This is a genomic window from Actinomadura fulvescens, assembly GCF_039533225.1.
GTDB lineage: Bacteria > Actinomycetota > Actinomycetes > Streptosporangiales > Streptosporangiaceae > Spirillospora > Spirillospora fulvescens.
In genome coordinates this window covers 15,141-39,210 of the sequence record NZ_BAAATD010000002.1, presented here as the reverse complement: position 1 = coordinate 39,210, position 24,070 = coordinate 15,141, and the positions used below count along the sequence as shown (strand labels likewise).

The 24,070-nt window shown below is 70.8% G+C and carries 19 protein-coding genes; 11 read left to right on the top strand and 8 right to left on the bottom strand.

Translation table 11 applies throughout. The annotated features are described in order from the left end of the window. Nucleotides 1-148 precede the first annotated feature (148 nt). Nucleotides 149-1,048, bottom strand: coding sequence for an isocitrate lyase/PEP mutase family protein (locus ABD333_RS07265; RefSeq protein ID WP_344538958.1), 900 nt, complete (start codon nucleotides 1,046-1,048; stop codon nucleotides 149-151). Nucleotides 1,049-1,482: 434 nt separating this feature from the next. Between ABD333_RS07265 and ABD333_RS07260 the strand changes: the two genes are divergently transcribed. Together ABD333_RS07260 and ABD333_RS07255 are read left to right on the top strand one after the other, a co-directional pair. Continuing rightward, complete coding sequence (locus ABD333_RS07260) at nucleotides 1,483-2,727, top strand: PucR-like N-terminal domain-containing protein (protein ID WP_344538956.1); 1,245 nt, start codon at nucleotides 1,483-1,485, stop codon at nucleotides 2,725-2,727. Nucleotides 2,728-2,882: 155 nt separating this feature from the next. Next, complete coding sequence (locus tag ABD333_RS07255; RefSeq protein ID WP_344538954.1) at nucleotides 2,883-4,436, top strand: adenylate/guanylate cyclase domain-containing protein; 1,554 nt, start codon at nucleotides 2,883-2,885, stop codon at nucleotides 4,434-4,436. Nucleotides 4,437-4,482: 46 nt separating this feature from the next. Here the strand turns inward: ABD333_RS07255 and ABD333_RS07250 are convergent, their stop codons facing one another. The 3 genes from ABD333_RS07250 to ABD333_RS07240 form a co-directional block, all read right to left on the bottom strand. Further along, nucleotides 4,483-5,580, bottom strand: coding sequence for an alpha/beta hydrolase (locus ABD333_RS07250; protein ID WP_344538952.1), 1,098 nt, complete (start codon nucleotides 5,578-5,580; stop codon nucleotides 4,483-4,485). A gap of 140 nt (nucleotides 5,581-5,720) precedes the next feature. After that, a complete protein-coding gene (locus ABD333_RS07245) occupies nucleotides 5,721-6,500 on the bottom strand; it encodes a hypothetical protein (RefSeq protein WP_344538950.1) in 780 nt (259 codons plus the stop codon). Continuing rightward, nucleotides 6,497-7,336, bottom strand: a complete 840-nt coding sequence (locus tag ABD333_RS07240; RefSeq protein WP_344538948.1) for a hypothetical protein — start codon at nucleotides 7,334-7,336, stop codon at nucleotides 6,497-6,499. Before ABD333_RS07240 ends, ABD333_RS07245 begins: the two co-directional genes overlap by 4 nt. A gap of 404 nt (nucleotides 7,337-7,740) precedes the next feature. Between ABD333_RS07240 and ABD333_RS07235 the strand changes: the two genes are divergently transcribed. Beyond that, nucleotides 7,741-9,018 carry a PucR-like N-terminal domain-containing protein gene (locus ABD333_RS07235; RefSeq protein ID WP_344538946.1) on the top strand — a complete coding sequence of 426 codons (1,278 nt, stop codon included), beginning with the start codon at nucleotides 7,741-7,743 and terminating at the stop codon, nucleotides 9,016-9,018. Here ABD333_RS07235 and ABD333_RS07230 read toward each other — a convergent pair. Beyond that, entirely contained in the window at nucleotides 8,967-9,782 is an 816-nt protein-coding gene (locus tag ABD333_RS07230; RefSeq protein ID WP_344538944.1) for a MerR family transcriptional regulator, read from the bottom strand. The two genes, ABD333_RS07235 and ABD333_RS07230, sit on opposite strands and share 52 nt — an antisense overlap. Nucleotides 9,783-10,148: 366 nt before the next feature. On the opposite strand from ABD333_RS07230, the gene ABD333_RS07225 reads away from it, so the two are divergent. From ABD333_RS07225 to ABD333_RS07205, 5 genes are all read left to right on the top strand, one after another. After that, a complete protein-coding gene (locus tag ABD333_RS07225; RefSeq protein WP_344538942.1) occupies nucleotides 10,149-10,760 on the top strand; it encodes an SCP2 sterol-binding domain-containing protein in 612 nt (203 codons plus the stop codon). A 172-nt stretch (nucleotides 10,761-10,932) separates the two neighbouring features. Continuing rightward, the gene (locus tag ABD333_RS07220; RefSeq protein WP_344538940.1) at nucleotides 10,933-11,376 is read left to right on the top strand and encodes an SCP2 sterol-binding domain-containing protein; all 444 of its coding nucleotides are present in this window, start codon (nucleotides 10,933-10,935) and stop codon (nucleotides 11,374-11,376) included. A 143-nt stretch (nucleotides 11,377-11,519) separates the two neighbouring features. Then, on the top strand, nucleotides 11,520-11,900 hold the full coding sequence (locus tag ABD333_RS07215) for a fatty acid desaturase family protein (RefSeq protein ID WP_344538938.1): 381 nt from the start codon (nucleotides 11,520-11,522) through the stop codon (nucleotides 11,898-11,900). 346 nt (nucleotides 11,901-12,246) lie between these two features. After that, nucleotides 12,247-13,455: a PucR-like N-terminal domain-containing protein gene (locus ABD333_RS07210; protein WP_344538936.1), complete on the top strand. Its 1,209-nt coding sequence runs from the start codon at nucleotides 12,247-12,249 to the stop codon at nucleotides 13,453-13,455. 204 nt (nucleotides 13,456-13,659) lie between these two features. Continuing rightward, nucleotides 13,660-14,715 (top strand): hypothetical protein, encoded by a 1,056-nt coding sequence (locus tag ABD333_RS07205; protein WP_344538934.1) that lies wholly within the window; start codon nucleotides 13,660-13,662, stop codon nucleotides 14,713-14,715. A gap of 51 nt (nucleotides 14,716-14,766) precedes the next feature. Here ABD333_RS07205 and ABD333_RS07200 read toward each other — a convergent pair whose 3' ends face one another. Continuing rightward, nucleotides 14,767-16,377 (bottom strand): sulfatase family protein, encoded by a 1,611-nt coding sequence (locus ABD333_RS07200; RefSeq protein ID WP_344538932.1) that lies wholly within the window; start codon nucleotides 16,375-16,377, stop codon nucleotides 14,767-14,769. Between the two features lie 169 nt (nucleotides 16,378-16,546). Then, nucleotides 16,547-17,581 carry an MlaD family protein gene (locus tag ABD333_RS07195; RefSeq protein WP_344538930.1) on the bottom strand — a complete coding sequence of 345 codons (1,035 nt, stop codon included), beginning with the start codon at nucleotides 17,579-17,581 and terminating at the stop codon, nucleotides 16,547-16,549. Between the two features lie 166 nt (nucleotides 17,582-17,747). On the opposite strand from ABD333_RS07195, the gene ABD333_RS07190 reads away from it, so the two are divergent. The 3 genes from ABD333_RS07190 to ABD333_RS07180 all read left to right on the top strand — a co-directional run bounded on the left by ABD333_RS07190 (nucleotide 17,748) and on the right by ABD333_RS07180 (nucleotide 22,762). Then, nucleotides 17,748-19,883: an ATP-dependent DNA helicase gene (locus ABD333_RS07190; protein WP_344538928.1), complete on the top strand. Its 2,136-nt coding sequence runs from the start codon at nucleotides 17,748-17,750 to the stop codon at nucleotides 19,881-19,883. Nucleotides 19,884-20,019: 136 nt separating this feature from the next. Next, nucleotides 20,020-21,675 (top strand): alkaline phosphatase D family protein, encoded by a 1,656-nt coding sequence (locus tag ABD333_RS07185; protein WP_344538926.1) that lies wholly within the window; start codon nucleotides 20,020-20,022, stop codon nucleotides 21,673-21,675. A gap of 106 nt (nucleotides 21,676-21,781) precedes the next feature. Beyond that, on the top strand, nucleotides 21,782-22,762 hold the full coding sequence (locus ABD333_RS07180) for an SGNH/GDSL hydrolase family protein (RefSeq protein WP_344538924.1): 981 nt from the start codon (nucleotides 21,782-21,784) through the stop codon (nucleotides 22,760-22,762). On the opposite strand, the gene ABD333_RS07175 is transcribed toward ABD333_RS07180, so the two are convergent. Then, entirely contained in the window at nucleotides 22,750-23,964 is a 1,215-nt protein-coding gene (locus ABD333_RS07175; protein WP_344538922.1) for a pyridoxal phosphate-dependent aminotransferase, read from the bottom strand. The two genes, ABD333_RS07180 and ABD333_RS07175, sit on opposite strands and share 13 nt — an antisense overlap. Between the last annotated feature and the right edge of the window lie 106 nt (nucleotides 23,965-24,070).

Here is a 24,070-nt window from a genome sequence, read left to right as displayed (position 1 = left end):
GGCCACCCGCCGTCGGCATCCATACGCCTGACCGCCCGTTGAAAGGTCAGCGAGCCGAAGTAGGGGAAGATCCTGGCCTCGCTGTGCCGGGCTGGCCGGGGCCGTTCCGGCGCAGGGTGAACGCTACGCCGGTGGCCGCATGCGGCGCTCAGCGGGGACGGTGGCGGGTGAGGTTGCGTTCGAGGAGGGCGGTCGACTCCGCCACGCCGACGGTGTGGTCACGGCCGTCGGGCAGCCGTCCGTCGTCGGCCTTGAGCCTCGCCATCGCGGCGTCGATCGCCGCGTGGGCGGCGAACAGGCAGGGTGTGCTGTAGATGGCCACGTCCACGCCGAGCTCGGCGAGCTCGGAGAGCGACCACCGCGGCGACTTGCCTCCGGCGATCTGGTTGAACAGCAGCGGCTTGCCCGGCTCGACCGCGTCGACGGCCGCCCGGACGCCGCGCACCTGCTCGGCGCTGCGGATGCCGTCGACCATGACGATGTCGGCGGCGGTGGCGGCCAGCGCCGCCGCGCGGCGCTTCATCTCCTCCTCGTCGACGGCGTCGGTACGCGCGAGGACGACCAGGTCGCGGCGGGTCTCCAGGACCAGGTGGAGCTTCTCCAGATACTCGGGCAGCGGAAGGACCTGTTTGCCGTCGCTGTGGCCGCTCCGGCGGGGGCGCCGCTGGTCTTCCAGCATGATGCCGGAGGCGCCGATGGCCTCAAGGTGCCCGACGACATGGCAGGCGGTCTCGGGGTCCACATAGCCGTCGTCGATGTCGACCAGCAGGTGATGGCGCGGGAAGGCGAGCCGCAGCCGCTGGACGAACGCGACCATGTCGGGCCAGGCGATGAAGCCGATGTCGGGCAGCCCGTAGTAGGAGGCCGCGAACCCGTAGCCGGACACGAACAACCCGTCGTAGTGCTGGGCCGCCACCGACGCCGAGAACATGTCGAACACGCCGACCAGCGGCGTCACGGAGCTCTCGCGGATCGCCGCCCGCAACCCGTCGCCCGGAGAGAGCGCGCCGGCGTACGTCTCGTTCAGGCACCTCGTCGATTCGGACATCCGCGTCGTCCCCCTCCAGAGCCTCATGCAATCCGCATGTACTGACTGCGATGATGCCATAACAGACAGTGACGGACCGGGAACTGGTAGTGACTTCTTTCCTGATTGTCATCCGGTGATAAACGACATCAGAGACTTGTCCGATGTGGAGTACGGGACGATCCGGCGTGAGGCGCCGGTCACGCGCTATTAACCTGCGTGAGCATTTTTCCGCAGGAGCGTGCATTGGGCATAGAGAGAAAGTGCTCATCGCGCGACAGACTCCGAGATGTCCTGGATCACGGCCGGACAGGCGCATGGGTCCCCGCTCGATGTGTCCCACCCCAGGTCCGTGATCGTTTGTAACCATCGGCAATGCCGGAGCGTCGATGCCGGGTGTCCCGCCCGCACCGGTGTAACAGGCGGCGCGGCCGGTGGGTACGGAGGTGTCTCCCATGACTGAAATTCTCGAGCCGGGACTCCTGGAGGACCCGACCCTGCCACTCCCGCGGCGTCTGGCGCCGATCCTGCGGCCGGAGCTGCCCAGCCTCGCCGAGGAGATCGTCGCGGAGATCCGGCGGAACATCCCGGAGTACGCGGGATCGATCGACGGCCCGTTCGGCCATGTGCTGCGGCTCGGCGTGCAGGAGGGCCTGGCCACGTTCGTCGACCGGATCGCGGTCCCGCACACCGCGTCCACCAAGAGCGGCATCGAGGGCATCTGCCGGAAGCTCGGCAGGATCGAGGCGCACGAGGGCAGGAGCATGGACTCCCTGCAGGCGGCGTTCCGGATCGGCGGGCAGGTGGCGTGGCGGCGGCTGATGAAGATCGCTCCCCGGTACGAGCTGTCGTCGTCGATCATGTCGCGGCTGGCGGACGCGGTGTTCGCCTACCTGGACGAGCTGGTGGCACTGTCGCTGAACGGCTACGCCGAGGCCAAGACACATCCGGCTGGGGCGATGGACGGGCGGCGCCGGCGCCTGCTCCAGCTCATCCTGGAGGACTCGGCCGGGAACGGGATGGTCATCACCGAGCTGGCCGACTCCCTGCGATGGAAGATCCCCGAGCAGGTGACGCTGGTCGCGACCAGGCCCGGGGTGCGGTGCGCGCCAGCCGCCCTGGACGAGGACGTGCTGCTCGACCTGGACGGCGCCGAGCCCTATCTGCTGATCCCCGGCCCGCTGACCATGGCCCGCAAGGCCATGTTGCAGGCGGCGATCCCGGGACGGCAGCTCGCCGCCGGGCTCACCGTCCAGCCGGTGCGGGCGGCCGACTCGCTCCGCTGGGCGCGCCGGGCGCTCGACCTGGCCGACGGAGGGATCATCGAGGACGGGCCGGTCGTAGCGTGCGAGGACCATCTGGTGACGCTGTGGCTGCTGTCGGACCCCGAGCTGATCAACCAGATCGCGCGGCGGGAACTGGCGAGCCTGGACGACATGACGCCCGGCCAGCGCGAGCGGATCACCGAGACGTTGCAGGCCTGGCTGGTGACCCGCGGCACGGCCGCCGAGATCGGCAAGCACCTCTACATCCACCCGCAGACGGTCCGCTACCGGATGCGCCGGATCGAGCAGAGCCTCGGCGACCAGCTCAAGGACCCCGAGGCGCGGTTCGGCATCGAGGCCGTGCTCCGCGCGATGGCGCTGCGCGCCCGCAGCGGCCCGGCCCCCGACCGCAGATCGGGCGACCGCACCGCCTGACCCGGCTCCCGGGGAAAGCCCGCCCGTCACGCCGCACGCGGCGGGCGGGCTTCGTCCTCCCGGGGGCGTGGGCACGGGCACGGACAGCGACGATCTAGATTGGGCGGATCTCCCGCTTCCGCCTTTCGACGAAGGAGCAACACCGGGTGCCGATCATGAGACGGCCGGTTCGCTGGATGCTCGACGGCCCATCGGACGCGTCGCGCGCCGATGTCGAACGGCGGATCCGCTGGCTGGTGACGATCACCGCGGTCCTGTCCAACATCGGGGGCGCGCTGGTGGTCCTGGTGCTGGCGACCGTCGTGCTGCCCGATCCCGACGACGTCTCCGCCACGCGGCAGCAGGGCAACGTGGCGCTGCTGTTCGGATACGCCACGGCGGCGATCGCGGTGGGCGTCGCGGTCGGGCTACGGTCGTTCCGGCCCATCCGCGGGCTGTTCCGCACGGACCGGGTGCTGACCGAACACGAGCAACGCCTGGTCCTGCGCGCCCCGTTGCGGCTGATGAGAGTGCACGTCGTGCTCTGGGGCGTGGCCAGCGTCGGCTGGGCCGCGATCAACGTCTTCTTCGAGCCGCTGCTGGCGCTCAAGCTCGGCCTCGTCTGCCTTCTCGGCGGGCTGACCACCTGCACGATCGTCTACCTGCTGGCCGAACGGCTGTTCCGCCCGGCGGTCGCGCGGGCCCTCACGACCACCGTGCCGCCGGCCTCCCGCGTTCCCGGAGTGGTCACCCGTTCCCTCCTGGCCTGGGCGCTCGGGACCGCCGTGCCCGTGCTCGGCGTCGTGCTGATGGGCCTGGCCGCGCTGACGATCGCCGACGTGGCCGGCCGGGAACTGGCCTGGACGATGGTGGTGCTCGGAGCGACCGCGCTCGTGGTCGGCGTCGGGGTGACCTACCTGGCCGCGCGGGCGATGGCCGACCCGATCGACTCCGTTCGGCTGGCCCTCACGCGGGTCGACCGGGGCGACCTGCGGGCGGAGGTCCCCGTCTACGACGGCAGCGAGATCGGGCGCCTCCAGGCCGGTTTCAACCACATGGTGTCGGGGCTGCGCGAACGCGAGCTCCTCCAGGACCTCTTCGGCCGCCAGGTCGGCGAGGACGTGGCCAAGATCGCCCTGCAGAACGGCGTCGAACTGGGCGGCGAGCTCCGGCAGGTGGCGGTGATCTTCGTGGATCTGGTCGGCTCGACCCGGCTGGCCGCCACCCGTCCTCCCGCCGAGGTGGTGGCGCTGCTCAACGAGTTCTTCGCGGTCGTCGTCCAGGTGGTCGGGAAGCACGGCGGCTGGATCAACAAGTTCGAGGGCGACGCGGCGCTGGCCATCTTCGGCGCGCCCGTGGACCTGCCGGGCGCCCGTACCCGCGCCCTGGCCGCCGCCCGCGAGCTCGCCGAACGCCTGGCCGCGGACGTACCGCAGCTGAGCGCGGCGATCGGCGTCTCGGCGGGCGAGGCCGTGGCCGGGCACATCGGCAGCGAGAAACGCTTCGAGTACACCGTCATCGGTGATCCGGTGAACGAGGCGGCCCGCCTCACCGACCTCGCCAAGAACACCAGCGCCCGCGTTCTCGCCTCGGGCACCGTCCTCGACGCCGCCGAAGCGGACGAAGCCGCGCACTGGGAGTTCACCGGCGAGGTCACCGTGCGCGGCCGGACCCGGCCCACCCGCACCGCCGCCCCGCGGCTCCCCGCGATGACGCCAAGCGACGGCTGACCGCGCTGCGCCCCGGATCTAGCCGACCAATCTGCCTGCCCCGGGCCTAGCCGGTCACCTTCTTGCCTCCGACGGCCTGCATGACCAGAGGCCAGGAGGCCTTCATCTCGCGGTTCCAGTAAGCCCACTGGTGCCATCCGTCGCCGTACAGGTTCGCGGTGACGGGGATGCCGAGCGACCTGAGCCTGCCGACGAAGGCCGACGAGGTGAGGCCGGTCAGCTGCTCGCTGATCCCGCCGACCAGCCGGGCCCTGATCGCCTCGGGAAGGCTCAGGTCGGTGGGATCGAGCGGTCCCCGGTCGCCGGTCGTGCCGGACGAGACGTAGAGCCCGGTGCCGCGCAGCTTCGCGGCCAGGTCGTAGGGGTTGTTGGCCCGCCAGTTCGCCGAGTGCAGCCACGGAACGCCCCAGATCCGGAAAGCGTCCCCGGCGGGGAGGTTGAGCAGCAGGAGCTGGCTGTCGATCCCCGGCATGGTGATGTGCAGAACGCCGCTGTAGGAGGCGGCGTACCTGAACAAGCCGGGGTGACGGCCCGCCATCGTGAGCGCGCCGTGCCCGCCGGTGGAAAGGCCGATGGCCGCCCGGTCGTCCCCGCCGCGCAGGTTGCGCTCGACGAGCTGGCGCAGCTCGGTGGTGTGGAACGTCTCCCACGCCGGAACGCCGAACGCGCCGTAGTTGTACCAGTCGGTGAAGCCCGCCTGGCCGGGGTCGGGCATGACGACGAGCGCGTCCCATTGCGCGGCCACGTCCTCGATGTCGGTGCGTTCCATCCAGGTGGCCTGGGTGTCCGCGCTGTCACCGCCGCCGAGTGCGAACACCACCGGCCACGTGCGCGCGGAGTCACGCTGCCAGCCCTGCGGTACGCGCACGCGCACCTTCACCGTCTGCGCCACCGCCGGGGACTGGACGGACAGGTCGACCGTCGAGGCGTCCAGCCACGTCTCGTCAACGATCCGCGCGCCGTCGTCGGCCGGAACCGTCGCGGCCGTGGTCTTGGACGCAGACGCAGACGCAGACGCAGACGCAGGCACGGGCACGGCCGCGGCGGCGGACGGCGCGGACGGTACCGGCGACAGGGCGGCGCCCAGGATGAGCGCGGTGAGGACGGCCGTCCTGGCAGGCGATCGCGGCTTCGATGTGCCCATTGCTCAGCGCTCCTCCAGCCCGGCCGTGCTCGATCATGACGGTGGGGAGAGTACTGGGATCATGCGGTCCGGAACAGTCAGGCGGCGCAGCACTTCGCGCGCGGACTTCGAGCCGGGTGACAAACGCCGCCGGCGGACGGTCAGCTCTCCGGGACCGGCACCATCGGGCGGAACTGGTCGTAGAACGTCTCCTTGAGCCGCAGCGCGCCTTCTTCGATCTCCCTGAAGCACTCGGCCCCGTCCTCCCGGGCGAGCAGTTCGCTCACGCGCATGCCGAGGCGATCGGAATGCGTGCCCGACAGGAGGGACACGGTCGCGAGGGAACGCGCCTTGGCGTCGTGCACGTAGTGCGGGTAGTAGAACCGCGAGCGGTTCTCCCCGTTCTGGATCAGCACCGGCTCCATCCGCGGCCAGAGCAGCTCGTACTCGACCGACACCAGCACCTCGCCCCAGAACCGCAGGAACGTCAGCAACCGCAGGTCAGGGCTGCCCTGCCGGCCCGCGTCGGCGATCAGGCCGAGGGTGTCGGTGATCGCGGCGGTCGTCGCCGCCGTGGGCGTGCTCTCGACGATCTCCTTGCGGGGCACGCCGAGGCGGATCAGGTCCTCGGTCATGTCCTCGCGGTGCGAGCGGGTGTGCCCGCTGTCGTCGGGATACTCCTCGCGCAGGATGACGCGGGCGATCCGCAGGCCGGCCTCGTCCTCCAGCAGATCGATCGCCAGATCGTAGGCCGGGGTGAAGGCGAGCGAGAGGAACCGCCGCTGCAGCAGGATCTCCGCGAAGTCCTCGTCCGCGAGCCGCGTGACGTCCGCCAGCACCGGATGCCGTTTGAACCGGTCGATGAGCGCGTCCTCGAACTCGTCAAGCTCGTGCAGGTCGTCCATGGTTCCAGCCTCTCCCCCGCCCATGTCATCGCTCAAGGGTTGATGTTCCCGATCGAACCGCGCCAGTCCCGAAGGTCGACGTCGCAGCCGATGCGCCACAGCACGTCCAGCTCGTGCTGGACCTCCAGCCCCAGCGCGGTCTCGCTGCCGTCGACCTCAAGCTGGGTGGAGTCGATCGCCAGCTGCCCGTGCAGGAACGAGCTGACGAGATACCGTTCGTCGACCTTGTAGACGGCGATGGACGGCAGCGAGTTGTAGACGCGCACCTGGAGCCGCTCGCCGTCGCTGCCGAGGTCGGTGTAGATCTCGGCCAGCTTGGCCAGGCACTGCCGCGCGCTCGCGCCCACGTCGCCCGACAGCTCGGGGTCGCGGAACCGGCTCAGCGCCTCGTCGCGGAGCCGCGCCACCGGGGACGACGGATGCAGGATGAGGATGCGCACCCGGACGTGACGCTCCTTGATGGCGTCCCGCAGTTCGTCGACGAACAGCCGGAGGTTCGGAATCCAGGTCTGCAGGATCATCACTTCGGTGGTCGCCGCCTCCAGATATCTGCCGAACACCGTCTCGGGAAAGCGGTGGTGCACCTGGATGACGCCGCCGTAATGCCGTTGTTTTCGTTCCAGCGCGAGCGACTCGATATCGAGCTTGGACAGTTGCGCGTTGACGTTGTCGAGCACCTTGAGGCGGTCGACCTCCATCAGCAGGAACAGGGTGACGGTGCTGAGAATCAACAGCGTGACCTTGGGAAGCGCGCCGCCGGGAGCCAGTTTGTCGAGCCAGCCGAGCAGGTCGGCGAGCAACACCACGATGCCCGCCATGGCCATCAGGGCCAGCGCGATCCGCTCGGCCCTGTAGCGAATGCCGCCTTCCATCCACACCCCTGCCCCGTACGGCGGCCACAGGCCACTACCGACGGTCAAGACGGTACACGGCAAGGTGTTGCGGAGACAGAGGTATTCGTCACGATGGTGGCACGTCCGGCGGCGCCCGTCCGTGCCACCATCGAAACGTCACGGTAGCCAGCCGTTGAGAGCTGGGAAAAGTCATCGAGTGACTCATCGCGAGCAATTCCTGCTCGTCGATTGATAGGCGTTCCGCTCCTCGCGTTCCTGCCGGAGACGTCCGCGCGGACGCCCCGCGCGGCACCCCGCGCCGGTCGCCGCGGCGTTTCTTGACACCGGTGAAACGTGCCGTGCACGATTGTGACGTAAATCCACGGCACATAGATCTGCGAGACTCGCGTCTGGCCGGACGTCCAGCGCTGAGAGGAGGCGGCATGAACGGGCCCGGCCAGGTGATCGAACTCGACCTGAAACTCGACCTCGACGTGCAGGCCAAGCTGTCGCTGGCGCTGCGGCGGATGGTCCCGGAGATCGTGCGGGACTCCGTCGCCGAGATCCAGCGCAAGATCCCCGAGTACGCCGACGAGGACTGCGTTCAGGCCCTGGAGCTGGCCACCGGCTACGCGGTCGACCAGTTCCTCGTCATGATCGAACGTCCCGGTCCGCCGTCGGACCAGATCGTGGAGTTCTTCCGCAAGATCGGCACGCTGGAGGCCCTGTCCGGGCGGGGACTGCGCGAATGGCAGGCTGCCGTGAACATCGGCGCGCGCAGCGCCGTCCGCCACCTCGCCCGCGCGATGACGGCGGTGGAGATGCCCACCTCCGTGTACGGCCAGGTCGTCGAGGAGGCCTTCTCCTACCTCAACCGGCTCACCCGGGCCGCGGCCCAGGGCCATGCCGAAGCCGCGGGCGAGGAGTTCGACCTCCGCCTGCACCGCCGCCGCGTACTGCTGGAGCGGCTGATCGAGGGTCTTGGCGCGCACGAGGTGACCGACCTCGCGGGCGAGGCCGACTGGCCGGTGCCCCGCCGGGCCGCCGCTGTGGCGTTGCAACCCGGCGATCCGGGGCCGCCCTGGCATCTGGGGCCGCCCGCCGACGTGCTGGACGGACGGCACCGGCCCGAACCGTGCCTCATCGTGCCCGACCCCGAGGGGCCCGGGCGCCGCCGCGGGCTGGAGACGATGCTGCGCGGACGCGCCGCCGCCATGGGCCCGACGGTGCCCGTCGACAGGGTCGGGCTGTCACTGCGGTGGGCCCGGCAGGCGCTGGAGCTCTCCCTCCGGGGCCTCGTCCCTTCCGACCGGCTCGTCATCGCGACCGAACATCTGCCGGCCATGACCGTTCTGCGCAACCGGGAGATCGTCGCGCATTCCGCGGCGCAGCGGCTTCGTCCCTTGCTGGAGCTGCGCGCGAACCAGCGATACCGCTTCGCCGAGACGCTCTCCGCGGTGCTCGAAAGCGGCAGTCACGCGGCGGTGGCGGCGGAACGGCTCCACGTGCATCCGCAGACGGTCCGCCTGCGGATGCGGAAGCTGGACCAGCTGTTCGGTGCCGACCTTCACGACCCCGACCTGCACCTGGAGTTCCTCATGGTGCTGCGCGTGTGGCTGGCCGAGGCACGGCCCGGCGTCGATCCCCCGTGGTTCGGCCCGCGCGAGCCTCAGGGGGCGGGCGCCGGCGGGGCGGTCTCCGACGCGGTCCGCGCCTGCTGAGCGATCTGTGCCATCTGCCGGCCCAGCTCCGCCTGGATCTCCACGTGCAGCGACCGGGCGAGCAGCCCCTGAACGGCGAGGACGCCCATCGGGCGGAGCCGCTGCACGAGCGCGGCGACTTCGCGGAAGTCCTGCCGGTCGGAGTAGTTGACGACGTCACCGAGCCCGGCGTGGTCAACGGTCAGCTGGACGAACCTGCGCGCGATGGCGTCGCAGTCGCCCCGCAGGACCTCCGCGATGTCGAAGACGGCATGGAGGGGGATGCCGGAGGAGACCAGTTCGGCGCCGACGGCCAGCAGCGCCGGGCTGGGGATCTCGTAGCGGTCCCCCGTCCACCGGATGAAGCCCAGCTCCTGGGCCCGCCGCAGATCCGCCTCGAACTCCGGGAGGTCGTCGGGACCACGGCCGTCGAGCTCCTCCACCGGATAGTGGGGGGCGAAGGCCCGCACCACCTCGGCGAGGGTCATGGAGCCGGGCTCCTCCTCCGACCACCGGTCGGTCAGCACCCGTTCCAGGCCCAGCAGGTCGCTCAGATTGTGGCCGCGCTCCCACGCGGTGAGCATCTCGGCGATGCTGGCGAGCGTGTAGCCCCGCTCCTGAAGCTGGCCGATGACTCGGATCCGGGCGAGGTGGGAGTCGTCGTAGAAGCCGACCCTGCCCTGCATGCGAGGGGGATGAAGCAGGCCGCGCTCCTGGAAGCCGCGAACGTGGCGGACCGTGGTCCCGGCCTCCCGCGCCAAGTCGTCGATTCGGTACTCAGCCATGCCCGCTTCTTCAGTCTCTTCGGCCCGTCATCCTTGACCGATTCATCGTACTGCCTGGCTGTGGGGCGATGACCGACGTCACATCGAACGATGTCCCATCGTTAGACGCCCCACCGTCGTGGACGAGTCACAGGGGCCGGCCTGGTCGGCGCACAATCATGGGCGCGACCGATTTTGTCCCTGAGACAACAGTTGTCGAGGCCGTTGATCGGCGTTTTTGTCAACCGATCTCTAAAACGATTCTCGCCCTCAAAAAAGGGCGCCACCCATTCACCCGGATTTCGTTGTCAGTCTTGACGGGGGCACTCCAATACCGCGAAGCTATGTGACAGTCATCCATGTCTCATAGATTGACGGAGGTCTCCCGTGACCGACTCGAGCGCTCTCGGCGACATCAAGACCCTGATCAGCACCAGCAGCGACGCCGACCTCAAGGCGCTGCTCGGCGCGCTGAACGCCGAGCAGATCAGGGAGGTGCTCGCGCAACTGGACTCGGGCGACTTCCCGGTGCTCCTGGAGAAGATCGACCCGTCCGTGCTGGCCACCCTCGCCGAGGGCATCAGCAGCCCCAGCCAGCTCAAGCAGTTCCTGGACCTGTCCGGCGGCGACGACGCGCTCATCAACCAGTTCGTCACCAAGGCCGGCACCGACACGATGCTCGACCGGGTGTTCAGCCTGATGGGCGAACACTTCCTGGCCGAGAAGGTCGGCGGTGACAGCGGCACCGTCGAGTGGCACATCGCCACGCCCGACGGCGAGAAGGTCTACCACCTGGAGATCGCCAACGGCCGCGCGGACGGCGGCAGCGGCCCGGCCGCCAAGGCCCGCACCACGCTCACCATGTCGAGCCCGGACCTGCTGCGCCTGTGCGCGGGCACCCTGGACGGCATCACCGCGTTCATGCACAGCAAGATCAAGCTGTCCGGTGACATGCTCTTCGGCGCCAAGCTGCCGCAGGCGTTCAACACCGCCGCCTGACCCACACCGCCTAACGCACACCGCCTAACGCACACCGCCCGCACGAGCGCCGCGCGCCGGCCTGGCCCCACGGCCCGGCCGGCAGTGGCATACCGGCAGTGGCATACGGGCAGCCGCATACGGGCAGTGGCATACCGGCAGCGGCATATCGGCAGCCTTCCGAAAGGGCAGAATGAGCGACAACCTCCAAGGCCTGCTCGACCAGATCAGCTCCCCCAAGGATCTGCGCGCCCTCCTCGACATCGAGGGAATGGACGACGCGGTCATCGACCAGTTCATCGGCAGCGTCGGCGCCCAGGCCATGCTGGGGCGCGTCTTCTCGCTCATGGCCACGCGCTACAAGCCGAAGGGCCGTCTCCGCGGCGGCATCGTGCAGTGGGAGATCGACACCCCGGGAGGCCGGCACACCTACCAGCTGCTCCTCACCCCCATGGGCGCCAGGTCGTTCGAGGGCGTCCGGGGCAGGCCCCGCGTGACGCTCAGGATGGCCACGCCGACTCTCCTGCACCTTTGCGCGGGCCGCCTCGACCCTGTCGCCGCGTTCCGCGAACGCAAGATCAAGATCCGCGGCAACCTGCTCTTCGGCGCGCTCATGCCCCGCTGGTTCGACTACTGAGCGCGCCGCCGCGCGGCGGGCGTCTTGTCAACGGACCCACATCTCCCTCGGAAACTCCATTCACGGATAGCAAGAGGACGACCACGCCATGTCGTTACCGTGCCCCGTGACGGCCCGGAGTCCCCGCCGATCGGAGCACGAGCGTGTCCACGACAGCGCACCTGCTGCGCAACGTCTGGGCGCACACCGTCATCTTCTGCGGGCACTTCCCCGGCGGCATCGAGGTGTTCGAGGAGGAGACTCTGGAGGGCGAGGCCAGGGGCGAGTGGTACGTCCGGCAGCTACTGGGCTCGGGCAACATCAAGGGCGGGCGGCTGCTGCATCTGATGACCGGCAACCTCAGCCACCAGATCGAGCATCATCTCTTCCCCGACCTGCCCAGCAACCGCTACGCCCAGATCGCGCCCCGGGTCCGCGAGCTGTGCGGGACGTACGGGCTGCCCTACCATACGGGCCGCCTCGGGGGGCAGGTCGCCGGCCACTGGGCGAAGATCGCGCGGCTGGCGTTCCCGGGCGGGACATAGCGCACTCGGCGCCAATTGTTACCCATCGGTTTATCAACGGGTGAGCATCGCCGTTTCATGGTCGCGACCGCCCCACCGCGACACCGCGTTTCTATGTACATCCACGTACATTTACGCGCCTTTCTTTGGCAGCGGCTTAGTACAGCGCGGCATCGAACTCATCTAGCTTTCACAGTGTCCTGGACCACGACCGGAACGGCGCGCAGGGGTCCCCGCTCGGTGCGTCCCGCCCACCGTCGTGGTCTCGTGCTACCGCCGGCGTGACGGCCGGACCGGTCCAGGTGGCGACCCCGCCCCGGAGCCGGTCCAGCAGGCCCGACGACGGCGGTGACGGAGGTGTGTCCAGATGACGCAGACTCTTCCGCCGGGGGCGTTGGACGACCCTTCGCTTCCGGTCCCCCGAGGGCTCGCCTCGCTGATGCGGCCGGAACTGCCCAGCTTGACCGAGGAGATCATCGCCGAGATCCGCCGCAACATCCCCGAGTACGCCCGCCCGCTGGACGGCCCGTACGGCCAGACGTTGCGGGCGACCGTGGAACGGCATCTCGCCGCGTTCGTCGACCAGATCGCCGACCCGACGACGGTCCGCGAGAGCCATGAGGAGGCGTGCCGCAGGCTCGGCCAGCTGGAGGCGCACGAGGGCCGCAGCCTCGACTGCCTGCAGGCGGCGTTCCGGATCAGCGGCCAGGTCGCCTGGCGGCGGATCATGAAGGCCGCGCCGCGGTTCGACGTGTCCGCCGCGGTGATGTCCGGGCTGGCCGACACCGTGTTCGCCTACATGGACCGGCTGGCCGCGCTCGCCCTGGACGGCTACGTGCAGGCCAAGCAGAGCCCGGTCGCCATCGTGGACGAACGGCGCCGGCGCCTGCTGCGGCTCGTTCTCGAAGGCGCCTCTGCCTCCAAGGCGGCGATCCGCGACCTCGCCGAGGCGGCGGGGTGGAAGGTGCCGGATGAGGTGGTGCTGGTCGCGACCCAGCCCAGCGCGCGGTACGTCCGCGCGACGCTCGACGGCGACGTCCTGGTGGACTTCGAGTCGGCGACGCCGCACCTGCTGCTGCCGGGCCCGCTGACCCCGGGACGGCTCGCCATGCTCAAGGCGGCGCTCCCCGACCACCGGGCCGCCGTCGGCCTCACGGTCCCGCTCGCCCGCGCGGCCGACTCCCTGCGCTGGGCCCGCCAGGCCCTGGCGCTGGCACGGCGCGGCGTCATCGACGACGGCCCGCTCACCCTGTGCGAGGACCACCTCGTGACGCTGTGGCTGCTGTCGGACATCCCGCTGATCGAGCAGCTCGCACGGCGCCGCCTCGCGGTCATGAACGACCTCACCCCGGCGCAGTACGAACGGCTCGTCGAGACGCTCCGCGTGTGGCTGGTGACCCGGGGGACGGCGGCCGAGATGGCCGAGCAGCTCCACGTTCACCCGCAGACGGTGCGTTACCGGATGCGCCAGCTCGAACGCACCCTCGGCGAACACCTGCAGGACCCGGAGACACGTTTCGGCATCGAGGTCGTGCTCCGCGCGATGCACCTGCGGCAGCGCGCGACCGGCACCTGAAAATGCGCGCCCGGTGACAACGCCGGGCGCGCCCCGAAACGGGCGGTGCGCAACCGGCAACAGACTCTCTTCCAGAGCCTTGCCCGGTTTCCACGGCCCGTGGTCCGATCCTTTTCACTTCCATTCTTGTCGGCCTCGGAGATAGGCGGGAAAGTGCGTCCAGAGCGCTCCCTGAAAGTGGCCGGATCCGTTCTCGCGGTCGGAATGGGCACCGCGTCGGTCATCGCGGTGACCATGAACCTGCCGGGCTCCACCGGTTCCTCGGCCAACTCACCGATGGGGAACTTCGGCGACGCGGATCCCACGCCCGGCACGCCGCCCGTGTCCGGAGAGCCCTCCGAGAACCCCACGCCCACCAAGTCACCGGACCCGACGCCGACGAAGGACCCGGAGCCGTCGCCCACGCCGACCCCGACTCCGACCAAGACGCCCCGGCCCCCGAAGCCGACCCCGCCGAAGCCGGGGAAGCCCGACCCCGCCCCGAAGCTCTCCCTCTCCCTGTCGGTCTCCGCGGTCTCCGCGGCCCCGGGCGGCTCGGTGACCGCGACGCTCCAGGTGTCGGCGTCGCGAGCGGCGGCCAAGGGCACCGTGGTACGGCTGACCGCGTCCGGCGCGTCGACGTCGCCGAGCTCGCAGAGCCTGGGCACGGTCTCGGGCAGCCAGTCGGCGCTCTCGGTCGTGCGCGTCCCGGCGAACGCCAAGGCGGGGACGATCACGCTGGTGGCGACCGCCTCCGCGAGCCGCGCGGCCGCCACGACCGTCACCCGCACGATCTCCGTCACGGGCGGCCCGGGGTCGCCGACGCCGACGCCGCCGCCCGGAGCGGGATCACAGAGCGTGCCCCCGGGCGTGCCGTCGCTGCCGCCGGGCTCCACCACGGCGCCGACCACACCGCCCGGGCCGCAGGTGGCGCTCCCGCCGATCGCCACTCCGCAGATCGCTCCGCTGACCGGGACCCCGCTGAAGTCGGCGGCCCTGCGCAGCAACTCGATCCCGGTCGACGGCACGGAGAACCTCACCGCCGTTCAGGCGGGCTGGCTGGCCGCCCTGCTCACCGCCGGCTGGCTCGTCATCCTCAGACTGCGGCTGGCCCGCCGTGACGACAGGACTCAGCGCCGGGCCGGCCGCCTTCAGCTCACACCGGCCGTCTCCACGCTGGCCCTCAAGACACCACCGCCGTCAGCGAAGGGCCGGCACGCGGCTCCGTCCGCGCGGAAGGCGCCTTCGGCCAGGCGGAACCGCCGCCCTGCGACCCCGTAAACGGACCGGCGATCCATCCGGTACTCCGGTACGGGTGACGGACGTCCCGTTTCAGCGGCGGTCGGCCTTGCGGCATGAGGCGCCCGCGCACGCGCGATAGCGCTTCAGCCAGCCCGACATCGTGTGGATACGAGCACGGATGCGTTTCGCCTTCGGTGACGCGTCCTTACGGAGCAGCGCCGGGTCCGCGGCGAGATTGCGCAGCTGGTGAGGGTCCGTGGCGAGGTCGAACAGCTGGCGCTCGCCCGTCACGTACTCCACGTAGGTGTAACGGCCGGTGCGCAGCGCGGCGTACGTCGGCGGAAGCGGGCAGCCGAGGGCGCGCTTCGGGCGTGTGTCGCAGTCCGGTCCTACCGGATCGAACTTCGGCTTGCCGGCGAAGAACTCGACCAGCATCGCGCGCCGCCAGGCACGGGGCTTGCGGCCGCGTAGCAGCCGCGTCAGCGGGCGCCCTTCGGCGAACGCCGGAATGCGCGCCCGAGCCAGCTGTGCGAACGTCGGCGCCAGGTCCACGGTCCCGGCCATGGCACGCACGGTGCCGCCCGCCGGTACGCCTGGACCGCGCACGAGCATCGGCACCCGGATGTCCTCCTCGAAGGGCGTGGTCTTGCCGGGCGGCAGCCTGTGCTGCCCAAGGTGGTAACCGTTGTCCGAGGTGAAGAAGAGGTAGGTCTTCCCCAGGCGCCCCGTGTCGCGCAGGCTCTTCCTCAGCGCGCCCACCATGTCGTCGACCGACAGCAGGGAACGCAGGCGGTCACGGTAAATCCTGTCGCTCCTCCGGATGGCCTTGGCGCCGAGCTTCGGCTTGGTGGCGAGCCAGCGCGGCTCTGTGAACCCAGAGGCGGGCCCGGCGAGGCGTGGTGCGGTCTTGGCGCGTCGTACCGCGCGGTTGAACGAGGGAGTGCGCGGAGCCTTCACCCCTGGGAACGCCCTGGCGTGACGGGCCGCGTAGGCCGCGGGCAGATGCGGGGCGATGGGTGCTACGTAGAGAAAGAACGGCTTGTCCCGAGGCGTTTCGCGGACGAACGAAACGGCCTTACGCGTGAGGACGTCGTCCAGGTGGTCGGCCGGCGCCCTTCCGTACGAGACGGGGGCTCCCTGCTCGATGAGCTGGTAACCGCGCTGCTGATACAGGCCGCGTGCTGCGGGCACGTGCCAGGCGTCCCAGCCCGGCGGGACGTACGCGGGGCCTGCGGTGTTGGGATAGCCGTTGAGGTACTTGCCCATGAAGCCCGTCCGGTAGCCGGCCGGGCGCAGCCAGGTGCCGACCGTCGAACCGTCAAGCCCCCGGGCATGGAACTCGGGGAAGCCGCCGTTCGGGGGATTGTTGGTCAGGACGCGGTGGCTGTGCACGTACTGCGACCGCAGGATCGTCGCCCGCGACGGGCAGCACCACGAGTCGGAGACGATGAAGTTCGTGAAGCTGGTGCCCTCGCGCCGGAGCCGGGCGAGGTTGGGGAAGCGGCTCGGGTTCGTGGCGAGATCCGTGGTGGCGAGGTCGTCGGCGACCACCAGGATGATGTTGGGCTTGGCGCCGCCGGGGCCCCGGAATAGCCCCGCGGCCTCTCCTCCCGCCGAGCCTGCGAGGGGCAGCACCAGCAGCGGCGCCACGAGCACGGCGAGCCGGGCCCGGTAACGACGACGGCGAACGGCACGGTTCAATGCCCCTCCCCCTTCCTGCGCGGCCTACAACAGTTCCTCTTCCCCCTGACCAGGCCATCATCACACTAAGTGACACATCTTATCCAGGCGGTCACCGCCTGGGGGAAGCTGCCGCCCAGGGAAGCCGTCTGGGAAGCCGTCTGGGAAGCCGTCAGGAAATAGCCGCCGCCTAGGGAATCTGCCGCGGCGGATTACCCGGCGGGCAGAGGTCGGCAAGGACCTGGCAGACGTCGAGCGCGGCGTGGCCGCGGAGCACCGCCGGGCGGTAGCCGTTCGGGCCGGGCCCGGTCATCACGTCGCTGAGCCCGCCGAAGAAACCGTTGAGCGCGTCGATGAGCAGGCCGACGTTCTGGTCGTGCCCGGCGACGACCCGGGCCGTCCTGCCGGTGCCGTCGATCAGGGCGCCGAGCTCGCCGCCGTGGCCGTGCAGGCTGTCGCCCACCTGGGTGGAGAGCCGCCCCGCCTGGTCGAGCAGCTGCCCGATCCGGTCGGGCCGGTCGGTGAGGACCGGGCCGAGCTCGCCGGCGTCCCGGGTGGCGGTGACGATCGCGTCGCCGCTCCCGCCGAGCGCGTCACCGAGGCCGGCCACGTCCCGCACCAGCCGCCGGAGCGCCTCGCGGTTGGCGTGCGCGCCGTCGATCACCTTCGCGCCGTTGTCGATGCCGCGGCGCAGCGCCGGTCCCTGCCCGGACAGGCCGCGCCCGAACGTGCGCGCCAGCGTCGCCACGTCCTGCGGATCGATCTTGCTGGTCAGCTCGTAGGCGGGCCGCGCCGTATCGGCCGGGTCCGCCGGATCCTTGGTCTTGGCGATCGTACCGCCGTCGGGCAGGTACGGGCCCGCGGTCGCGCCGGACCCGAGCTCCAGGTCGATCTCCTTCGGGCCGAACATCGACACCGGATCGATGCGCGCCTCGGCCGAGACGGGGACCTGGACGCCCTCCTCCACCCGCAGCCGCACGGTCACCCGGCCGTCAGGCGAGAGCCGCACCGACTCCACGTTCCCGACCGTGATGCCGCGCACCTTGACGTCCGACCTGGTGTCCAGCCCCTGTCCCGCACGCCCGAACGTGGCCTCGTAGTACGTCGAACCCGCGTGCGTCCGCGCCGACGCGAGCACGGCCGTGACGCCCGCCCCAGCCAGGACGGCCGTGCCCAGGGCACAGAAGAGCACCCGCGATCGAAACGACAATGCCGAATCGGACATGCTGACGTTCCCCTTACATGGCCGTGACCGGCCCGCGCCGTAAGTGGTCGCTTGCATTATCTTGGTCGTGGCAGGTCAGCGTGACCCCGTGGTCACGTGATCCATCTCACGGCAGGTCACCAGGCCGGGCACGGGAGCCCGCGCGGACCCGGTAGCGTTGGCCGACGTGCCCGCCCCAGACCTGCTGAGCCCCAGCGACACCAAGATCCCGGACCTGGCGACCCTGCTGGCCGCCGCCGTCGAGGCCATCGGAGGGGCGGAGCGCCCCGGCCAGGTGCGCATGGCCGAGGCCGTCGAGCACGCCATCGCGGCCGAGGAGCACCTGGCCGCGCAGGCGGGCACCGGCACCGGCAAGTCCCTCGCCTACCTCGTCCCGGCGATCCGGCACGCGGTCGACAAGGGCACCACCGTCGTGGTCTCGACGGCGACCATCGCGCTCCAGCGCCAGCTCGTGGACCGCGATCTGCCCCGGCTGGCCGAGACGCTGGGCCCGCTGCTCGGCAAGGAGCTGAAGTTCGCGATCCTCAAGGGCCGCCGCAACTACCTGTGCCTGCACCGCGTGCAGACCGGCGTGCCCGACGATCCCGAGGACGGCGGCGAGAGCCTCTTCGACCCTCAGCAGCTGTCGGCGCTGGGCCGCCAGGTCAAGCGGCTGAACGAGTGGGCCGACGAGACCACCACCGGCGACCGCGACGAGCTCGTGCCCGGAGTGAGCGAGCAGGCCTGGCGCAACGTGGCCGTGAGCGCCAAGGAGTGCCTGGGCGCGACGCGCTGCCCGCAGGGCACCGAGTGCTTCGCCGAGCTGGCGCGGGCCGAGGCCGGCGAGGCGCACATCGTGGTCACCAACCACGCGCTGCTCGCCATCGACGCGCTGGAGGAGTTCCAGGTCCTGCCCGAGCACGACGTGGTGATCGTGGACGAGGCGCACGAGCTGGTCGACCGCGTCACCTCCGTCGCCACCGGCGACCTGAGCGCCGCCGCGGTCGAGGCCGCGGCGCGCCGGTGCGGCAGGCTCATCGAGGAAGGCGTCGCCGACCGGCTCAAGCAGTCCTCCGAAGACCTCGGCCTGCTTCTGGAAGAGATGCCCGCCGGCCGGATGGACGTGCTCTCCCAAGCACTCGGCACCACCCTCATGGTCGTCCGCGACGCCGCGCACGCCTGCCTCACCGCGCTCGGGCCCGACAAGAAGGACCAGGAGCCCGGTGACGCCGCCGCGCGCAAGGCCGCCCGGTCGGCGCTCGACGACCTGCACGACACGGCCGTACGGATGCTGGACTCGTTCCAGGTCGAGATCGCGGCGCGTTCCGACGTGGTGTGGCTGGACAAGCCGTTCGTCCAGGACGGCCGGCCGAGACGCCCGCCGACGCTGCACGTCGCGCCCATCGGCGTCGGTGGCCTCCTGCGGACGACCCTCTTCGAGAAGCGCACCGCGATCCTCACCTCGGCGACCCTCACCCTGGGCGGATCGTTCGAGCCGCTCGCCCGCCAGTGGGGCCTGCCCTCGCTGGAGGCGCCCGCCGTGCCCGAGGCGCGGACCGCCGCCGAGGGGCTGGCCGCCACGGCCGACGACGAACCGGACAGAGAAAAGGCGGACAGGGACAAGAAGGCGGACCGCGAGCTCGTCTGGTCCGGCATCGACGTGGGCTCGCCGTTCGACCACCCCAAGGCCGGCATCCTGTACGTCGCGCGGCACCTTCCGCAGCCCGGCCGCGACGGCCTGCCGGACGCGTACCTCACCGAGATCACCGAGCTGATCGAGGCCGCCGGCGGGCGCACCCTCGGGCTCTTCTCGTCGATGCGGGCCGCGCGCCAGGCCGCCGACGAGCTGAAGGACCATCTGTCCCACCCGCTGCTGTGCCAGGGCGAAGACTCGACGTCCGTGCTGGTCAAGCAGTTCGCGGAGGACGAGCGGACCTGCCTGTTCGGCACGCTGTCGCTCTGGCAGGGGGTCGACGTGCCCGGCCCGTCGCTGCAACTGGTGATCATGGATCGCATCCCGTTCCCGCGGCCCGACGACCCGGTCTCCTCGGCCCGGCAGCGGGCCGTCGCCGCGCGCGGCGGCAACGGCTTCATGGCCGTCGCGGCCACGCACGCCGCGCTGCTGCTGGCGCAGGGCGCAGGGCGGCTGCTGCGGTCGACCGACGACCGCGGCGTGGTCGCGATCCTCGACCCGCGGCTGGCCACGGCCCGCTACGGAGGCTTCCTCAAGTCGTCGCTGCCGCCGTTCTGGGCGACCACCGACGCCGGCACCGTCCGCGGCGCCCTGCGCCGCCTCGACGACGCCGCCGCCACCGGCGGTTGAACGGGTCTTGACCGGCCGAGGGCACGACATGGACCCGTCGTTGCACCCGGTCCCGGCCGTTCCTGTGATCGACTACCTCCTGTTCTCCCGACGTTGACGGTCTTCGGCGACCGGACCCGAGCCCGGAGGTGGGGGCATGACAGGATCCCATCCGTTTCCCCGGCGCCGGTTCCTCGCCGGAACCGGTGCCGTGACCGCGGGCGGGCTCGTCGGCCCGGTCCTCTTCGACCCGGTCACCGGTGCCCGCGCCGGAGTCCGGACGGCCGCCGGCGCGCCCGTGCCCAGCGGCCTGTTCACGCTGGGCGTCGCCTCAGGTGATCCGAGCCCGGAGGGCGTCGTGCTGTGGACGCGGCTGGCACCCGCGCCCGTCGAGGGCGGCGGCATGCCATCGCAGACCGTCGCCGTCCGGTGGGAGGTCGCCAGGGACAGGCGGTTCCGGCGCGGCCGCATGACGGGACAGGCCGTGGCGCGGCCGGAGCTCGGGCACTCGGTGCACGTCGAGGTGAACGGGCTGGCGCCCGACCAGGAGTACTTCTACCGCTTCCGGGCCGGACGGGAGATCTCTCCGGTCGGCCGGACCCGTACGGCTCCGGGGCCGCGCGCCGCCCTGCGCCGGCTGCGCTTCGCGTTCGCCTCCTGTCAGAGCTGGCAGGACGGCTACTACACCCCGTACGAGCACATGCTCGACGAGGACCTGGCGTTCGTGGCGTTCCTGGGCGACTACATCTACGAGACGCGGCCGTCCACCAACGGCGTGCGGGTCCACGAGGGCACGGACGAGCCGTACACCCTTGAGCAGTACCGCAACCGCCACGGGCAGTACCGCACCGACCCGCACCTCCAGGCCGCCCACGCCGCCTACCCGTGGATCGTCTCGCTCGACGACCACGAGATCGACAACAACTGGGCGGATGAAGTCCCGCAGGACCCGGCAGTGCAGACGCCCGAGCGGTTCCGTGCCCGCCGCGCCGCCGCGTTCCAGGCGTACTACGAGCACATGCCGCTCCGTCGCCGCTCGCTCCCGCGCGGGCTCGACATGCAGCTCTACCGGCGGCTCGACTACGGCACCCTGATGTCGCTGCACGTCCTCGACACCCGGCAGTACCGCAGCGACCAGCCCGCCGACGAGCGGCAGGCGAACCTGCCCACGGCCACGATCACGGGCGCCGAGCAGGAACGCTGGCTCGCCCACGGCCTGACCCGCTCGGTCGCGCGCTGGAACGTCCTCGCCAACCAGGTGATGATGGCCCAGACCGACGGGACGCTCGGCCCCGGCCGCAGCTTCGGCGAGTGGGACCAGTGGGACGCCTACCGCGCCCAGCGCGCGCGGCTCATGCGGCTCTTCGGCTCCGGCCGCGTCCGCAATCCGATCGTGGTGACGGGCGACCGGCACGCCACCTGGGTCTCCGACCTCAAGCTCGACTTCGACGACCCGGCCTCCCGGGTCGTCGGGGCCGAGTTCACGGGCACGTCGATCTCGTCCGGCGGCGACTCCGACCAGGTCGAGTTCCACGGGCGCTGGGACCCGCTGCGGGCCGACAACCCGCACTGGAAGTACTGGGACGGGCGCCGCGGCTACCTGGTGTGCGACGTCCGGCCCGGCCTGCTGACCAGCAGGCTGCGCGTCGTCGACACCGTACGCAGGCAGACCGGCACGGCCGTCAAGACCGCCGCCGTGTTCCGGGTCGTGGCGGGCAGGCCCGGCGTCGAGGTCCTCTCCCACGACACGCCGCCGCGCGACGGCACCATGCACCTTCGCCCGCAGGCGCCCGACAACGACCAGCCTCTCTAACTAGACATTCTTCGCAACTAGGTCTTGTTAACCACAGGAACGACGTTCACACTCACATCGGCGCCGCAAGAACGTAGCTTCCGTTTCCCTCGCACGGAGGTACCCCGTGGGCACGAACCCACCCCGTCGTCCGATCCCACGCCGCCGCCCGACCTCACGCCGTCGTCCGACCTCACACCGCCGTCCGACCTCACGCCGTCGTCTCGTACCCACCGCCGCCGCGACCGTCCTCACGACCGGACTGCTCACGATCCCCGCCACCGCAGAGGCCCGGACCACCGCCACCGCGGCCCGGACGGCCGCCGGAGCCCAGACCGTCGCCGCTCCCCCCGTCCCCGCCCGGATGGCCTCGCTGGGCGACTCCATCACCCGCGCGTTCAACGCCTGCGGCTGGTACACCGACTGCCCGAGCCGCTCCTGGTCGACCGGCTCCACCGGCGAGGTCAACAGCCACTACCTGCGGCTCCGCGCCCAGAACAGCGCGCTCACCGCCTACAACGACGCCCGCTCCGGCGCCAAGATCGCCGACCTCAACGGACAGGCGCAGACGGCCGTGTCCCAGCAGGCGGGCTACGTCACCGTCCTCATGGGCGCCAACGACGCCTGCACGTCGTCGGAGTCCACGATGACCTCGGTCGCCGACTACGAGACCCGGTTCCGCGCCGCGATGAGCACGCTGCGGTCCGGGCTGCCGAACGCGCTCGTCTTCGTCGCCAGCGTCCCCGACATCAAACGCCTCTGGGAGGTCGGCCGCACCAGCGCCGCGGCCCGCACCGCCTGGTCGACGTTCGGGATCTGCCAGTCGATGCTGGCCAATCCCACCTCCACCGCCGCGGCCGACGCGGCCCGGCGTGACCGGGTCCGCCAGCGGGTCATCGCCTTCAACCAGGTGCAGGCCACCGTGTGCGCCGAGTACGGGGCGAACTGCCGCTTCGACGGCAACGCGGTCTTCTCCTATCCGTTCGCCCTCTCCCACGTGAGCGGCTGGGACTACTTCCATCCCAACACCAGCGGGCAGGCCGTCCTGGCCCAGCAGACCTACGCACGGAGCTTCTGGGCGACCGCCCTGGTCTCTCAGCGGCGGTAGGAGTGCAGGAAGTCGGCCATGCGCCCGATGGCCTCCTCCAGCTCGTCGGCGTGCTGAAGGGTGACCACGCGGAAGTGGTCGGCGGAGGGCCAGTTGAAGCCACTGCCCTGGACGACCAGGAGCTTCTGCTCCTCTAGGAGGTCGAGAGCGAAACGCATGTCGTCCTCGATCGGATACATCTCGGGATCGAGGCGCGGAAAGACGTAGAGGGCACCCTGCGGCTTGACGCACGAGACGCCCGGGATGTCGTTGAGGAGCTTCCAGGCGCGGTCGCGCTGCTCGCCCAGCCGGCCGGTGGGGAGCACCAGGTCCTCGATGGACTGGTGGCCGCCGAGCGCGGCCTGGATCGCGTGCTGGCCCGGGACGTTGGGGCAGAGCCGCATGTTGGCGAGGATGTCGAGGCCCTCGATGTACGACTCGGCGTGCTCCTTGGGCCCGGAAAGGATCACCCAGCCGGAGCGGAAGCCCGCGACGCGGTAGTTCTTGGAGAGGCCCCCGAACGTCAGGCAGAACAGGTCGGGCGCGAGGGAGGCGATCGAGGTGTGCGTCGCGCCGTCGTACAGGATGCGGTCGTAGATCTCGTCCGCGAAGATGATCAGGTTGTGCCGGCGGGCGACCTCCACGAGCCGTTCCAGGACGGGACGGGGATAGACGGCGCCGGTGGGGTTGTTCGGATTGATCAGGACCAGCGCGCGGCTCCGGTCGGTGATCTTCGACTCGAGGTCGGCGACGTCGGGGGCCCAGTCGGCCCCCTCGTCGCAAAGGTAGTGGACGGGGGTGCCGCCGCCCAGGCAGGCCGCCGCCGTCCACAGCGGGTAGTCGGGGGCCGGGATCAGCACCTCGTCGCCGTCGTCGAGCAGGGCCTGGAGGGTCATCACGATCAGCTCGGAGACGCCGTTGCCCAGGTAGACGTCCTCGACGTCCACGCCGGTGAGGCCGTGCTGCTGCTCGTACCGCTGCACCACCGCGCGGCGGGCGGACAGGATTCCCTTGGAGTCGCTGTAGCCGTGCGACTCCGGCAGGTTGCGGATCATGTCCTGGAGGAGCTCGGGCGGGGCCTCGAAGCCGAACGGGGCCGGGTTGCCGATGTGCAGCTTCAGGATGCGCTGCCCCTCGGCCTCCAGCTGCTTGGCCCGCTTGAGGACCGGCCCGCGGATGTCGTAACAGACGTTGGTGAGCTTCGACGACTGGTTCACCTGCATGAAAGACCAATCTAGCCGGTGCCCCGGGAGCCGTCCGCCGCCTCGCAAGCCGTCCGCCGCCTCGCAAGCCGTCCGCCGCCTCGCAAGCCGTCCGCCGCCTCGTGGC